Origin of the sequence: Actinomyces ihuae, from assembly GCF_001457875.1 — a bacterium.
In the GTDB taxonomy this organism is placed as follows: Bacteria; Actinomycetota; Actinomycetes; order Actinomycetales; family Actinomycetaceae; genus Pauljensenia; species Pauljensenia radingae_A.
The window spans coordinates 577513-592982 of sequence record NZ_CZPX01000005.1 but is presented as its reverse complement, the minus strand read 5'-3'; the positions used below and the strand labels follow the sequence as shown (position 1 = coordinate 592982).

Sequence of the window (15470 nt, the reverse complement as noted above, 5' to 3'; positions counted from 1 at the left end):
GAACCGCTGACGAACTACTTGCCGGCGGAGAAGCGGTACACGTTCGTCTCGCGCAGCTCGAAACCGCACCGCTTGTACAGGCGGTTAGCTGCTTCGCGCGAGGGACGCGATGTCAGGTCAATCGTGCGTGCGCCAAGCTCCTGGGCAAAGTCAACCGCTGCTTCAACCAGCTTCTGGCCGGCACCCTGGCCGCGCGTACTGCCATCAACGACCACATCTTCTACCCAGGCACGCAAACCGGTGGGAATCGTGAAAGTAGCCAGCGTGAGCATTCCGGCGATCTGACCGGCGGCTAAATCGCCCGCTGCCTCATCGGTGCGATAGATAAACAGATACACACCTGGTTGAGAAATAAAGTCGCGGATAGAGTCTTCCTCCATCGGCGCTGATGAGCGGGACAGCTGAGGGATGAGCAGCTTCATTGCTTCGGTCAGTTCGGGCGAAAAATCATCGACGCGTTCGATCGCCATGAGGCCTCCTGTGGGTTGCGCAATCTCCCTAGCATTGTGACACGATCGCCCGCCGTGCGTGCCAGTGACGCTCGGGCGCGTGGTGCTCAAGCGTGTGACGCTTGGGTGCGTGATGCTCAGGCGTGCGATGCGTGGGCGCGTGACGCTCGCGCTTGCGACGGTCGGGTATGTGACGTTCACATGTCTGTCGGCGCTCTGAGAGGCAACGCCTTCAGTGGGTCAGATCCTGCCTCTCGTGCAGCTGCTGATCCTCGCGCACGCGCAGGTTCTTCAGGCAGAAGACGCAGTACGCCAGCAAAAGCACAACGCAGAACGACAGGAGCGCTGCGTTGAAGGCCGTCTCGCTCATTGATAGCGACGAGGCCGCATCGGCGCTCGTTTTTTCGATGATGGCCAGAGAATTATTCAGGCTGTGGAAGACGATACATGGAACTAAGCTCTTTCCGTTGTAGAACAGCAATACAAGGGTGAAGCCGACGACGATTGCAAAAACGATCTGCATGAGTGTATTCATCAGCGGGGCGCCGTTGAGCAGGTTGACGATATGTCCCAGCCCGAACGTCAATGACGACACAATAATGGCTGCCATCAAATTGCTTTTCGCCATTGCCAGGAAGAGGAAACCTCTGAAGATTACTTCTTCCAGGAAACCGATGCACGTCATCGAGACAATGAAAAGGATGGTTTCGACAGCGGTGTACCGGAAGTCAAAACCCGTGATCAATCCGCTGGTGGCAACGATCAAAATGGGGAGGAAAAACCAGGCTCTGTCGGCAGGATAGGGCGGCTTGATAAGCCCGTACTTTTTCGCCAGGCCATTGGAGATAATCCAGTACGCAAGAACTGCGACAAGGGCGATATGGAAGATCGCCGGGATCAACGCTGTGATCCCGATCTGGTCGGTGAGTTGCTGTGCAACGAGGGTCCCGCCGACGTAGATAGCAATCATGATGATTGCGAACGTTATTTCACTTTTCTGATACAACGCCTTCATTGTGACGCCTCGTTTCGTGGACGCGGGGATCGAGGAGTTGAACGACCTCACGTATGAGCCCGAAAGAGCATGACATGACCTTCTCGCAAAGCCGCTAATCTCAATGGTGTTTTCAGTGTAACCAGCGCGAATCAGGCCGTCGGTAACAAAATGATAAATGCGCGTCGGCTCATGTGGATGGGGAAGTTGTGTCGCTCCTTGTGGGGGTTGTGTGTATTTCAGGGGGCGTCCGCGCTCCTATCGAGCAGACTTGAGCAGTCAAACGTCTTTCAAGCAGGTCCGCTCCCTTATCGTATATTGAGCAAACCTTCGCCCTTACTGTGTTTCAAGCAAAACCGCACACTCGACATGGCGGGTGTGCGCGAACATGTCAAAAATGCGTCCCTGACTCACTTGATACGACGGCATGTGCGCGAGATCCTCAACCAGTGTTGCCGGATTGCATGACGAGTACACGATGTGGTGCGCTCCGCACCCGTTGAGCCACGTCGCAAGCTCCTCACCCAGCCCGCGTCGGGGAGGGTTGACCACGATAGCATCTGGAACCGTGCGTTCGGACTGCTCTCGCGCCCACTTGGTCGCATCCGCCGCAATGAAACGCGTGCGCACACGCCTTGCTGCCACCTCCAGGTGCTGCGCAGCGTTCTTCGCAGCCTCGACAGCATCGCCGGAAATCTCCACGCCCGTCACATCCTGGACACCCGCGGCTGCAGCATTTAACGCAAACCCGCCCACGCCGCAATACAGATCCCACACGCTGCGAGCATCTACATCCGTCAGCCAGCTCGCCACCTGCATGTACAGTGCTGAAGCCACCCGCGTGTTGGTCTGAGTGAAGGAGCGCGGCCCAACCTGCAGTCGCGTCCGTCCAACCGTCATCGGCAGTGTTACCTCGTCGGTGAGGACGTACTCATCCGGCCCTTCGACCAATGCTGCGTGCGTGGGATGAATGTTGGCCGTCACCACTCGAATGGTCGGCACCGCCTGTCTGATTGCATCAAGATGAGTGCGCAGAGTCGACATGTGGCGGCGCGAGCGCAACACGAAGCGCACCATTAGTTGTCTGTCATCGCCTGCCGTCACAATGACGTACTTAAGGTCGCCTCGACGCCGTTTGACGCTGTACGGTTCGATGCGCATGCGCTCGATCAAACGGGCAAGTCGGGGGAGCTGATCGCGGATTGCAGGCACGACGATCGGGCAGTCTCGCAGGTCCTGCACGTTCAAATCCGCCCCCAGTATTCCCAGCCGCATGTTCAAGGGTGTCCCTCCCGCCACGAGTTTCACCTTGGAGCGAAAATCCCTCTGATGCGATGCAGCAGGTGCCAGCCACTGCAGATCGGGCGTGCCGAATTCAGTGAGGGCGCGACGAACCTTCGCATCCTTGTCTGCAAGTTGACGTTCGTACGGTGTGGGTAGCAGGGTACACGAATGGCACAGCCCGGCCTCGAAATACCCACATTGCATAGGGGAATTGTGTCACGGTGCCTGCGAGGGTGCCCGATCGCAAGGTGATGTGTCCGGAGGCTGTGTCGGCTTGCTCACATGTGACGAGGGAATAAACCTCACCGTGATGAAGTTGAGCATATTAGACTCAAGTTTGAGGTCGTAGGACTTGCCATGGCGTCATCCCCCCTCTAAACTTGAGTGCAACAGACTCAACTTGGAAGGATAGATTCAATGGCACGAGCAATTGGCATTGACCTGGGAACAACGAACTCCGCTATTGCGGTGTTGGAAGGTGGCGAGCCCACCATTATTGCCAACGCCGAAGGCGCGCGCACCACTCCCTCGGTCGTCGCATTTTCAAGCACCGGCGAAGTCCTCGTCGGAGAACTGGCCAAGCGGCAGGCCGTCACAAACGTTGACCGCACCATCTCGTCAGTCAAGCGCCACATGGGCACCGACTGGAAAGTGTCCATCGACGATAAGGATTACACCGCGCAGGAAATCTCCGCGCGTATCCTCGGCAAACTCAAGCATGACGCGGAAGAATACCTCGGTGAACCGGTGACCGATGCGGTCATCACCGTCCCCGCATACTTCTCTGATGCGCAGCGTCAGGCCACGAAGGAAGCCGGCCAGATCGCCGGACTGAACGTTCAGCGCATCGTCAACGAGCCAACCGCAGCAGCTCTGGCGTATGGCTTGGAAAAAGGTAAGGAAGATGAACTGATTCTGGTCTTCGACCTTGGCGGTGGCACGTTCGACGTGTCCCTGCTGGAAATCGGCAAGGATGATGACGGCTTCTCCACCATTCAGGTGCGTGCAACTGCCGGTGACAACAAGCTCGGTGGTGACGACTGGGATCAGCGCATCGTTGACTGGCTCATCCAGCAAGTCAAGTCCAAGTCAGGCGCTGACCTGTCGAAGGACACCGTCGCGCTGCAGCGCCTCAAGGAAGCAGCTGAGCAGGCCAAGAAGGAGCTGTCCTCGGCCTCGACCACGAACATTTCACTGCAGTACCTGTCGATGACGGCTGACGGCCCCATCCACCTGAACGAATCGCTTTCGCGCGCCAAGTTCGAGGAAATGACCTCTGACCTGCTTGACCGTACGAAGCAGCCGTTCCACGACGTGATTCGTGACGCAGGTATCCAGGTCTCCGACATTGACCACGTTGTGCTGGTCGGTGGCTCCACCCGTATGCCGGCAGTGGCTGAAGAGGTCCGCAAGCTGACCGACGGTCGCGAACCGAATAAGGGTGTCAACCCCGACGAAGTTGTGGCAATCGGCGCAGCCCTGCAGGCCGGCGTCATCCAGGGCGACCGTAAGGACGTTCTGCTCATCGACGTGACCCCGCTGTCCCTCGGCATTGAAACCAAGGGCGGGTTCATGACCAAGCTGATTGAACGCAATACCGCGATCCCGACGAAGTCCTCGGAGCTGTTCTCCACAGCGGAAGACGGCCAGACATCCGTGCTGGTTCAGGTCTACCAGGGTGAGCGCGAGTTCGCCCGCGACAACAAGCTGCTGGGAACCTTCGAACTGGGCGGCATCGCCCCGGCACCTCGCGGCAAGCCGCAGATCGAGGTCACCTTCGACATCGACGCCAACGGCATCGTGCACGTCTCTGCAAAGGATCGTGGCACAGGCAAGGAACAGTCGGTGACTATTACCGGTGGATCTGCCCTGCCTAAGGATGAGATCGACCGCATGGTGAAGGAAGCTGAAGCGCACGCCGCCGATGACAAGAAGCGTCGTGAGGAAGCTGAAACACGCAATACGGCCGAGCAGAAGGTCTACATGACCGAGAAATTCCTCAAGGATGACGGCGACAAGGTGTCAGAAGGTACGCGCAACGAGGTCCAGACGGATATCGACGCGGTCAAGAAGGCGCTCGAGGGTGACGACATCGAAGCAGTGAAGTCGGCTATGACCAAGCTCGACGAATCATCACTGAAGATCGGTCAGGAAATCTACGCCGCGCAGCAGGCCGAGGGTGACCAGGCCCAGGCTCAGGCAGACGCTCCGCAGGCCGGCGCCGGCCAGGCAGATGCATCATCGAGCGATGACGACGTCATTGACGCTGAAATCGTTGATGAGGAGGACGACGACAAGTGAGTGAGACACCGATGAACGACAAGAGCCAGACCGGGCCCTCCGAGTCTGATCCGCGCGTGTCGCCATCGGGTCCCACCGACCAGAACGCGTGTGCATCCGGCAAACAGTCAGATGCACACGCCGAGGGCAACGGCACCGGCAGCGCCTCACAGCATGGCGCTGCCGCCCGTGAGGCCGATGCGTCGCACACAGGTGATGCGTCTGAACCAGCAGGCTCAGCACGCGAAAACTCAGATGTAGACGATTCAGCTTCGACCGCCCCTCGCGATGGCACCACGTCCAATGAATCTGACGGCACCTCCGATGTCTGCGCAGACGATGTAAATAGCGAATTGGCTGATGGCGCCAATGCTGCGCCAGCAAGTACCGACGATATGTCCGCATTTGAGGATGATGTCGAAGATACCGAGCTGGCCAAGGCAATGGCACGAATCGGAGAGCTGGATGACGACCTGGCTCGGGCACGCGCCGACCTGTACAACCTGAACCAGGAGTACGGCAACTACGTGCGCCGTTCCAAGGAAGCTGCATCCGCCCACCGCGTGAGCGGTCAGCAGGAAGTGGCAGAAGCGCTGATTTCCGTCCTCGATGATATTCACGCAGCGCGTCAGCACGGCGACCTCGAAGACGGACCTTTCGCAGCGATCGCTAACAAACTTGAAGAAGTTCTCAAGAGTCAGTTCGCGATGGAACGCTACGGTGTGGAAGGGGACGACTTCGACCCCTCGCTGCACGAGGCGCTGATGGCACAAGCTAGTGAGGATGTCGACCACCCTGTGATCGGCCAGGTTCTGCAGCCCGGATACCGCATGGGTGAGAAGGTTCTGCGCCCCACGAAAGTGATGGTTCACAACCCACAGTGACACGTACAAGGACGGGCATTAACCGATGCCCACGAGAAAACGAACTGCTCACAGGCAGACAACCGGGAGATGAGGTGACATGAGCGGACAAGATTGGTTGGAAAAAGATTTCTACAAGACTCTGGGAGTCGGGAAAGACGCCGACGCGGCAGCCATTAAGAAGGCCTACCGCAAGCTTGCCCGAAAGTGGCACCCCGATCAGAATCCTGGAGATGCGAAAGCCGAAGAGCGTTTCAAGGAAATCGGTGAAGCCTACGCCGTCCTGTCAGATCCTGAACAGCGCAAACAATACGATGCGCTGCGCTCAATGGCAGGTGGCGGGGCACGATTCCAGGCAGGCCCCGGCGGCGCGGCTGGCGGAGCGGGCTTTGAAGACCTGTTTTCCAACCTGTTCGGCGGTGGCGGTGGGCCGGGTGGTCAGACCCGAGTGCGCTACAGCACCCAGGGCGGCGGCGGAGCAGGATTTGAGGATATGTTCTCGAACCTGTTCGGCGGCAGCGCCGGCGGACAGTCTGGCCCCTACGGGTCGGGCTCATTCGGTCAGGGAGCGCCCGGAGCAGGTTTTGGTGGTCCTCGACCCCAACGTGGAAATGACCTGCGTGCCTCCACTACACTGACGTTCCGCCAGTCCATGGAAGACACCACCGTGCGGATGACCGTTGACGGCCATTCGATGACGGTGCGCATCCCTGCCGGCGTGAAGGACGGTCAGAAGATCCGTCTGCGCGGCAAGGGGCGTCCCGGCTCAAATGGCGGGAAGAACGGTGACCTGATCGTCACGATCAACGTGGCTAGGCACCCTGTTTATTCGCGCGACGGTGACAACCTACGGATGCAGCTGCCGGTGACGATGTCGGAGGCAGCATTGGGCGCCAAAGTCAGCGTGCCTCTTCCTGACGGCTCACATGTCGCCATGAAGATCCCCGCAGGCACTCAGTCAGGCGCCGTATTGAGACTGCGCCACCGCGGAGCGCCCAACGGGAAGCGTCGTGGTGACCTGATGGTCGAGGTGCAGGTTGCTGTCCCCACGAAGCTCACGAAACAGCAGCGCGAGGCGCTCGACGCCTTCAGCGCGTCGCTGGGTGACTGGGATCCACGCGCTGACCTTGCAAAGCGGGCGGAGGCGTAAGACATGCTGCCTTCTCACTCGCAAACGACGTTCGTGATTTCTGTGGCGGCAGAACTGGCAGGCATGCATCCGCAGACGCTTCGGCAGTATGACCGCCTGGGCCTGGTGACGCCTGCCCGCACCAAGGGACGAGGGCGGCGCTACACGCACCGTGACATCCAACGTCTGCGCGCCGTCCAGGTCATGTCCCAGGAAGAGGGCATTAATCTGGCGGGAATTCGCAGAATCCTCGACCTGGAGCGGGCACTCGAACAGCTTGAAGGCGAACGTGACGCGCTCGAACATCAGCTCGATGAAGTCAGGCGGCGACGCGACCGTGTCTTTGCCGCCTCACCGACAGGTGAAGTCTCTTCACTGCGTCGTGGCGAGCGTCCGGGTTCGGCCCGGCGAGGTGCTGACACGCCGGTGGACACAGGCGCATCAACAGGGACTGAACTGACGTTCCACGGTGGAGCACTGGTCAGATGGGCGCCTACTCAGCTGATGGACCTGGTGAGTTTCTGGATGAATGACTGGCAAGCGCGTCGCGACGGCTAGGCTCAACCTCTACGCCTCTCGGGACGGGCAGGACCCGACCGATGCGCCCCACGAGGCGAGACCTCAGCGATATGCCCCACCATAATCGACATGGAAGCGCATGTGCTTTTTCAAGGTCCGCACCACACCAGCTGAAAGTGGAGGTGCGGGCCTTTGCCGCGCTAATGTGACCTCATGACAGTGCCTCATGATTCGACCCGACCATCGTCGAACTCGTCGCGATCCCTTCGCTCCCGCGTGGCAACGGGAATTGGATCGCTGGCTCGCACCGCCTCTCGTGCTCTGGGACGAGGTTCAGGCGGAATGATCGGTGGGAGAGTCGCCCTCGCACTGGCTCCAAACGTTCTTTCGGAAGTGTCCCGAGGGTGCCGTTGCGTCACAGTCACCGGCACGAACGGTAAATCCACGACGACGCGAATGATTCGCGCAGCGCTGTCCACACGCGGGCAGGTTGCCTCGAACGTGAACGGCGACAACATGCCGCCCGGCATTGTCAGTGCGTTCATGATGGCGCCTCGCGCACAATTCGCTGCACTGGAAGTCGATGAAATGCACCTGCCGATCGTTGCCGGACAGGTCAACCCTGCAGTGATGGTGCTGCTCAACTTGTCACGCGACCAGCTGGATCGTGTCGGTGAAATCGGCACAGTGGAGCGGCGGCTGCGTCAGGCAGTCAATGCCCACCCCGATGCAACCATTGTTGCGAACTGTGATGATCCCCTGATCGCTTCAGCCGCATGGGATGCGAAGTCGGTGATCTGGGTGGCAGCCGGTACCACGTGGGGGGCGGACTCAGCAGGATTTCCCCGCGGCGGCAGGCTCGTGCGTCAAGGCGATGATTGGCATGTAGTCGGGGCAGACCACCCCTATCGGCGTCCCGAACCTGACTGGTGGCTGGAAAAGGTCGAGGCGTCCGGCCAGGCGACACTTCGTTCGCGCGAGGGCCACGCCACCGACGTGAAACTGAATTTGCCTGGAGCAGCGAACCTCGGCAACGCGGCGCACGCGATCGTGGCTGCGCATCAAGTGGGCGTCGACATTGACGGCGCGAGTCGGGCGATCGGTGAGGTCAGAGAAGTAGCAGGGAGGTATTCCACTCACGAGGTCAATGGTCGCCGCGTGCGTATGATGCTGGCGAAGAACCCGGCCGGGTGGCAGGAAGCCATGACGATGGTGGATGCCACTGCGAACGGACTGGTCATCGCGGTGAACGGGCAGATCCCTGATGGCGAAGACCTGTCATGGCTGTGGGACGTGGACTTTTCAGTGCTCCAACAGTATCCGTGCGCCGAACGCGTCGTGGCGTCGGGGGAACGCGCGGCGGATCTGGCTGTGCGCCTCGAATATGCAGGCATCCACTGTGAATGTGTGCCCGACACGATCGAGGCATTGACGCGCTGTGCTGAAGGACGCATCGAATTCCTGGCAAACTACACGTCATTTCGTGACACGAAACGTGAAATTGACCGGCGCGAAAAAGAACGCCACGCCGGTACGCAGAGCACGCAGACGACGGCCGAGGGAGGACGCGATGAGTGAATCAACCTTGCGGATCGGTGTGCTCTACCCCGAAGTACTGGGCACGTACGGCGATACCGGCAACGCGGTGGTGCTGTGCGAACGCGCACGCAGGCGCGGAATTGATGCTGACATCATCAGCGTCGACCTGGACACATGCGTGCCTGAAGACCTTGACCTGTACACCCTGGGTGGGGGAGAGGACACCGCCCAGGCTCTCGCCGCTCGAAAAATGAGTGACGGCACCGGGCTGAAACGCGCTGTTGAGCGGGGTGCCCCCATTCTGGCGATCTGCGCCTCCCTGCAGGTGCTGGGCCAATGGTACGAGGATGCTAACGCAGTGCGCGTGCCCGGTTTGGGATTCCTGGACGTCACCACCGCACCTCAGGGCAGCAGAACTATCGGTGAGATTCTCACCACGCCCCGAATCGACGGGCTGACCGACCTGCTCACAGGATTTGAAAATCATGGCGGTGCCACAACATGCGGACCGGATGCCACGCCACTGGGAACCGTCATCCGCGGAACGGGCAACGGCGTCAATACAGGCGACGGAGCATGCGACGGTGTCCACCAGGGGTCTATCATCGCCACCTATATGCACGGCCCCGTCCTGGCGCGCAACCCGCAGCTGGCTGACTACCTGCTGAGCCAGGCAATGGGAATAGCGATGACAGACCTGTCTGAACTGACTGTTCCCGGCGTGCAGCGCCTGCGCGAAGAACGCCTGCAGGCTGTGCACAGTGAGGTCGGCAACTGAACTCCTGAATCACAAAGTTGAGTGGAATAGACTCAAGGCGTGTGTCGTTGTAATGAGTAGATCAGACAACGAAGCCCGTCAGACTCCCTCGTTGACCGAAAACTAACGGTCCGGAAGGTGGCTGAGGGGCAACACTTTAGGAGGTACACGTGAGCGAAGAGTTCACAACGAAGGCTCAGGAAGCCATCGGATCGGCGCTGCAGTCAGCGGCAGCCGCATCCAATCCGCAGGTCGAGCCCCTGCATCTGCTGGGCGCACTGCTCGAACAAAACGAGGGTATCGCCCTGTCCCTGCTGGCAAGCGTTGGAGCAGACCGGAAGGTCGTGGGCGCACGCACCCGCAGCGCTTTGGTGAAACTGCCCTCCACACAAGGTGCCACGACCACTCAGCCCGCCACATCCCGCACGCTGCTCACCGTCATCACCGACGCGCAGCGCAGGGCGAAAGAGGGCGGGGACCAGTACACGTCAACCGAACACCTGCTCATCGCGCTCGCAGCCTCGGGCACGGATGCAGGAAAGATCCTGACCGATCAGGGGGCGACGGAAGAAGCGCTGACCCGTGCACTTTCGCAGCTGCGCCCTGACCCGATCACGTCGGCCAACCCCGAAGGCTCATTTGAAGCACTCGAGAAATACGGTCGCGACCTGACGCAGGTGGCGCGTGAAGGAAAACTCGACCCGGTCATCGGCCGTGACAACGAGATCCGCCGCATCATTCAGGTCCTGTCACGACGCACGAAGAATAACCCTGTGCTGATCGGTGAACCCGGTGTCGGCAAGACCGCTGTGGTCGAAGGCTTGGCGCAACGAATTGTTGCCGGTGACGTGCCCGACTCGCTCAAAGACAAACGAGTCGTGTCACTGGACATCTCATCGATGGTGGCAGGTGCCAAGTATCGTGGCGACTTCGAGGAGCGATTCAAAGCCGTTCTCAACGAAATCGCACGTTCGGACGGGCAGATCATCACTTTCATTGATGAGCTGCACACAGTTGTTGGCGCCGGTGCCGCTGAAGGATCAATGGATGCGGGCAACATGCTCAAACCCATGCTGGCGCGCGGCGAGCTGCGGATGGTGGGTGCCACCACACTGGACGAGTACCGCGAAAACATCGAAAAGGACCCTGCACTGGAACGCCGTTTCCAGCAGGTCTTTATCGGGGAGCCGTCAGTGGAGGACACCATCGCCGTTCTGCGCGGCATTGCACCCAAGTACGAAGCACACCACAAAGTCACGATTTCCGACGGTGCCCTCGTCGCTGCTGCGCAACTGTCCGACCGCTACATTACCGGGAGGCAACTACCCGACAAGGCGATTGACCTGATTGACGAGGCCGCATCCAGGCTGCGTATGGAACTGGATTCCAGCCCCGTGGAAATTGATCAGCTGCGTCGCCAGGTGGACAGGCTGCGCATGGAGGAATCCTACCTTGCCGAGTCCGATCCCGATCAGGGGGATGCTGCCACGCAGGAACGCCTGGTGAAGCTGCGCAAGGACCTGGCTGACCGGCAGGAAGAACTCAACGCGCTGACCAGCCGGTGGGAGGCTGAAAAGGCCGGGCACAACAAGGTCGGTGACCTGCGTGTCACGCTCGATGACCTGCGCACTCAACTGGAGCTGGCGATCCGCCAGAACAAATGGGAGGAAGCCGGTCGCTTGCAAAACGGCGAGATCCCCGCTGTCGAACACCAGATCGAGCAGGCCGAGTCGGAAGCCGAACGTGACGCGGCAGACGGCAGCACGCCTGAGCCGATGATCGCGGAGAAAGTCGATGCCACCACCATCGCGGAAGTTGTCGAGTCATGGACCGGAATTCCTGTGGGGCGCCTGCTCCAGGGGGAAACCGAGAAACTGCTTGAGATGGAAGACGTGATCGGCAAGCGACTGATCGGTCAGAAGAAGGCTGTTCGCGCCGTAGCCGATGCGGTGCGTCGTTCGCGCGCCGGGCTGTCTGACCCGAACCGTCCCGATGGATCATTCCTGTTCCTCGGACCCACTGGTGTCGGTAAGACCGAGCTGGCACGCTCGCTGGCGGACTTCCTCTTCGACGATGAGCGCGCCATGGTGCGAATCGACATGAGCGAGTATTCCGAGAAGCATTCGGTTGCTCGCCTGGTCGGATCTCCGCCCGGATATGTCGGATACGAGGAAGGCGGTCAGCTCACCGAGGCCGTTCGCCGCCGCCCGTACTGCGTCATTTTGTTGGACGAGGTCGAGAAGGCCGATCCTGAGATCTTCAACATCCTGTTGCAGGTCCTGGACGACGGGCGACTGACCGACGGGCAGGGACGCACGGTTGACTTCCGCAACACGATCCTCATTCTGACATCGAACCTGGGCTCACAGTTCCTCGCCGACAGCGCGCTGTCACAGCAGGAACGCCATGACGCGGTCATGCAGCAGGTGCGGATGGCATTTAAACCTGAGTTCCTCAACCGTCTTGATGAGGTCCTCATGTTTGAACCGCTCACCAGTGAAGAGCTGGCGCAGATCGCAGACCTTCAGGTTGCGGCGCTTGCCCGTCGATTGGCTGACCGGCGCATCGCGCTGACGGTGACCGAACCGGCACGCCGATGGCTGACTCGTGCAGGATACGATCCGGCCTATGGTGCTCGTCCGTTGCGTCGCACTGTTCAGCGCGAGGTGGGGGACCGACTGGCCACGATGATTCTGTCCGGCCAGGTGCATGACGGTGACGAAGTGCGCGTGGATGTCAGCGAGGATCTCAGATCCCTGACGATGCAGCGCGTCAGGCCATCCGAGCCTGATGGCGACGAGTATGGCGATCATTCGCCGGACCACAGCGCCGAGCAAAGCGAATACACGCCGGACGACAGCGCCGAGTAAGCGTCGGGAAATCCTGCACCCGCCGATCCTGACAGGTAAAATCGCAAGTGAATAATTGGTGGGGTGATCACTGGTGCCGCCTTCGTCTAGTTTGGCGAGGGCGGCTCAGTTTGATGCCGAGTTGCAGATAGACTGGGGACGGATCTATCCGTGGCGCATTCAAAGCACCGGTTCAAAGACATGTTGAGGTGGCAATCGTGACGACAGGGCGCAAGAATCGCGGTTCATACTCGACTGGCCTGGCCACCCGCGAATCTATCCTGAACGTGGCGATGTCGCTCATCTCGCGCCGTGGCTTCGCCGGCATATCATTGCGTGACATCGGTCGTGAAGTGGGAATATCCCATCCTGCGGTCATCTACCACTTCCCATCAAAAGAAGCGCTGCTGGGTTCTGTGATCAACCGCATGGAGGAACGAGCGGGGCTGGTTGATTTCGTGGAAGACGCCGAAAATGGCCGGACCGTTCAGGCGCGCGTCATTCCCGAAACGCTGTTCGACTTTGCGATCGCCATGATGAGATTGGCGAACAACCCGGATGTCTCGATGATTATTGACCTGGAGTGCATTCTTGCAGTTGAAGCAGCATCAACGACGCACCCTGTTCACGATCACTTCGTCGCGAGGATCTATGCGATCCACGATTTCCTGCGCGACGAGGTGACCCGCTTGGCATCTGAGGGCATTGTCAAGACCGATCTCAGTCCGGCGTTCCTGGCGAAAACCCTTATGCAGATATGGTTCGGCCTGTCTCTGCAGGCCCGCTACTCCGACGATGAGGAGACGGGGCTCCAAACAGTGGCTATCTTCCTGGCACAGACCCACCGACTCCTCGGACTGGATTCGGACACAACACTGAAAGTGGGCCAGGCGATCCCTGAAGAAGTCGGTGACGTTTATGCACGTTTCCTGCGAGTGGCAGGGACTCTCAGTTCGTAACCTGGAGGCATAGTGGCTGACATGGATCTGTACCCCGTCCCGTTCGAACACGCGCTCGCAGTGCTGCGCAGCGACCGCACGCTGTATGTGCAAGGCGATGAGTCAGTGGTCTACCCTCTGGCATCGGTCACGAAAGTCATCGCCTCACGCGCCATCCTTGTGGCAATTGACCAGCACCTGATGAACCTTGATGATCCGCTGGGGCCGACAGGATCTACCGTGCGTCACCTGCTGGCTCACGCCTCCGGAATTGCAGCCGACTCGCGCGAGGCGCAGGTGCCCCCAGAAACGGTGCGGATCTATTCCAACGCAGGCTTCGACATCTTAGGGGAGGCAACAAGCGAGGCCACAGGTGAAGAACTCAGTCGCTGGATCGAGCTGAGTGTCCTGGAGCCGCTGGGAATGACAACAGCAGATGCGCCCGGATCTCCTGCTTATTCCGCGGTTGGAAGTGCGGCGGATCTGATTGCTCTGGCTCAGGAGCTCCTCGCTCCCACGCTGATCAGCGAGGACCTTGATCAACAATCCGTGTCAGTGCAGTTCCCTGATCTGGATGGCTTCGTGCCTGGATACCGTAAGCACCGCCCGTGCCCCTGGGGGCTGGGCGTGGAGATCCGCGGCCACAAATCGCCGCATTGGACATCTCAGCATGCCGACCCCGCCACGTTTGGGCACTTCGGAGTGTCCGGCTCGTTCATCTGGGTTGATCGTGGTCGAGACCTGGCGGCTGTATTCGTCGGCACAGAGAAGTTTGGCAGTTGGCACAAGAAGAATTGGTGCCTGCTCAATGATCAGATTCTTGAGCGCTTCGCATAAGGGCACTGCTGGCGACGCCTTGCAACGGTGCCCTGCTGGCGACAGCCTCCGATAACGCTCTGCTGCCGGCCCATTTGTCTGCGCTCCACGCATCGAGAGTATGCGTCGTGCGGCCACCTCGGGCAGAGGCACCCTAATGTGCGATCTCAACGATGACCGGCACGTGGTCAGAGGCCCCTTTGCCTTTGCGTTCATCGCGATCAATCCACGCCTGCGTGATGCGGGCGTCAAGTGCAGGCGTCGCATACATGAAGTCAATGCGCATTCCTTCGTTACGAGGGAAACGCAGCTGCTGGTAGTCCCAGTACGTGTAGTTCGTGACGCGAGGACGAGTCGCTTCCACCCATCCATCGGCTGCAAAAGCCTCAAAGGCGGAACGCTCTGGCTGTGTGACGTGGGTACGGCCGTCGAAGAAGTCGATATCCCACACGTCCTCATCGCGCGGTGCCACATTCCAGTCGCCCACCAGCAGTGCGCTCGGTGAGCCGCCCTCATCCGATGCCGTTGCAGGTGGGACAGCGCCGCCCTCGGCCAGTGAGTCCTCACCCGGGGCATCGCCCTTGGATACCCCGCTGGAATCGCCTGCAACGTAAGGTGAAACGGCAGCGCGCAGTGCGGCGAGCCACTGGAGTTTGTACTGGTAGTGCGGGTGGTCAATCTCGCGGCCGTTCGGAACATACAGACTCCACACATCCAGTCCTTCAGGCGTTCCATCGTCGATCCGCACTCGCAGGGCACGCGCTTCGACGCGCGCAGGATCTCCCCATGTGGGCGCTCCCGGAAAGTCGCGGGATACGCTGAGAATGGGAAGCCTGGAAGCGATCGCCACGCCATTCCACTGGTTGAGTCCGTGAACCTCCACGCGGTAGCCGGCATCGGTGAACGCGTCAATCGGGAACTGACCCGGCTTGCATTTGATCTCCTGCATTGCCAGTACGTCCAGATTCCACCGCGCGCAGCACTCGATGACGCGGTCGACGCGGGTACGGGCTGAGTTAATGTTCCAGGTTCCAATCCTCATGTCTCCACCCT

The 15470-nt window shown here is 60.0% G+C and carries 13 protein-coding genes; 9 read left to right on the top strand and 4 right to left on the bottom strand.

Annotation, left to right across the window (positions count from 1 at the left end):
• Positions 1 to 14: 14 nt before the first annotated feature.
• From BN3002_RS07250 to BN3002_RS07240, 3 genes are all read right to left on the bottom strand, one after another.
• Positions 15 to 470: a GNAT family N-acetyltransferase gene (locus BN3002_RS07250; protein WP_058237295.1), complete on the bottom strand. Its 456-nt coding sequence runs from the start codon at positions 468 to 470 to the stop codon at positions 15 to 17.
• A gap of 211 nt (positions 471 to 681) precedes the next feature.
• Positions 682 to 1464, bottom strand: a complete 783-nt coding sequence (locus BN3002_RS07245) for a CPBP family intramembrane glutamic endopeptidase (RefSeq protein WP_058237294.1) — start codon at positions 1462 to 1464, stop codon at positions 682 to 684.
• A 315-nt stretch (positions 1465 to 1779) separates the two neighbouring features.
• On the bottom strand, positions 1780 to 2742 hold the full coding sequence (locus BN3002_RS07240; RefSeq protein WP_307781420.1) for an RsmD family RNA methyltransferase: 963 nt from the start codon (positions 2740 to 2742) through the stop codon (positions 1780 to 1782).
• Between the two features lie 402 nt (positions 2743 to 3144).
• Between BN3002_RS07240 and dnaK the strand changes: the two genes are divergently transcribed.
• The 9 genes from dnaK to BN3002_RS07195 all read left to right on the top strand — a co-directional run bounded on the left by dnaK (position 3145) and on the right by BN3002_RS07195 (position 14438).
• The gene (gene dnaK / locus BN3002_RS07235) at positions 3145 to 5028 is read left to right on the top strand and encodes a molecular chaperone DnaK (protein ID WP_058237292.1); all 1884 of its coding nucleotides are present in this window, start codon (positions 3145 to 3147) and stop codon (positions 5026 to 5028) included.
• Positions 5025 to 5891, top strand: a complete 867-nt coding sequence (locus tag BN3002_RS11555; RefSeq protein ID WP_413772601.1) for a nucleotide exchange factor GrpE — start codon at positions 5025 to 5027, stop codon at positions 5889 to 5891. Before dnaK ends, BN3002_RS11555 begins: the two co-directional genes overlap by 4 nt.
• Positions 5892 to 5970: 79 nt before the next feature.
• Positions 5971 to 7020: a DnaJ C-terminal domain-containing protein gene (locus BN3002_RS07225; protein ID WP_058237291.1), complete on the top strand. Its 1050-nt coding sequence runs from the start codon at positions 5971 to 5973 to the stop codon at positions 7018 to 7020.
• A 3-nt stretch (positions 7021 to 7023) separates the two neighbouring features.
• Positions 7024 to 7557 (top strand): heat shock protein transcriptional repressor HspR, encoded by a 534-nt coding sequence (locus tag BN3002_RS07220; RefSeq protein ID WP_058237290.1) that lies wholly within the window; start codon positions 7024 to 7026, stop codon positions 7555 to 7557.
• A gap of 174 nt (positions 7558 to 7731) precedes the next feature.
• Positions 7732 to 9096 (top strand): Mur ligase family protein, encoded by a 1365-nt coding sequence (locus tag BN3002_RS07215; protein ID WP_074026209.1) that lies wholly within the window; start codon positions 7732 to 7734, stop codon positions 9094 to 9096.
• Positions 9089 to 9835: a type 1 glutamine amidotransferase gene (locus BN3002_RS07210; RefSeq protein ID WP_058237289.1), complete on the top strand. Its 747-nt coding sequence runs from the start codon at positions 9089 to 9091 to the stop codon at positions 9833 to 9835. The genes BN3002_RS07215 and BN3002_RS07210 overlap by 8 nt, the downstream gene beginning before the upstream one ends.
• A gap of 149 nt (positions 9836 to 9984) precedes the next feature.
• Positions 9985 to 12684, top strand: coding sequence for an ATP-dependent chaperone ClpB (gene clpB / locus BN3002_RS07205; RefSeq protein WP_082628590.1), 2700 nt, complete (start codon positions 9985 to 9987; stop codon positions 12682 to 12684).
• Between the two features lie 197 nt (positions 12685 to 12881).
• A complete protein-coding gene (locus tag BN3002_RS07200) occupies positions 12882 to 13622 on the top strand; it encodes a TetR/AcrR family transcriptional regulator (RefSeq protein ID WP_074026269.1) in 741 nt (246 codons plus the stop codon).
• A 21-nt stretch (positions 13623 to 13643) separates the two neighbouring features.
• The gene (locus BN3002_RS07195) at positions 13644 to 14438 is read left to right on the top strand and encodes a serine hydrolase domain-containing protein (protein WP_058237891.1); all 795 of its coding nucleotides are present in this window, start codon (positions 13644 to 13646) and stop codon (positions 14436 to 14438) included.
• A 133-nt stretch (positions 14439 to 14571) separates the two neighbouring features.
• On the opposite strand, the gene BN3002_RS07190 is transcribed toward BN3002_RS07195, so the two are convergent.
• Positions 14572 to 15459 (bottom strand): exodeoxyribonuclease III, encoded by an 888-nt coding sequence (locus BN3002_RS07190; RefSeq protein ID WP_058237287.1) that lies wholly within the window; start codon positions 15457 to 15459, stop codon positions 14572 to 14574.
• Between the last annotated feature and the right edge of the window lie 11 nt (positions 15460 to 15470).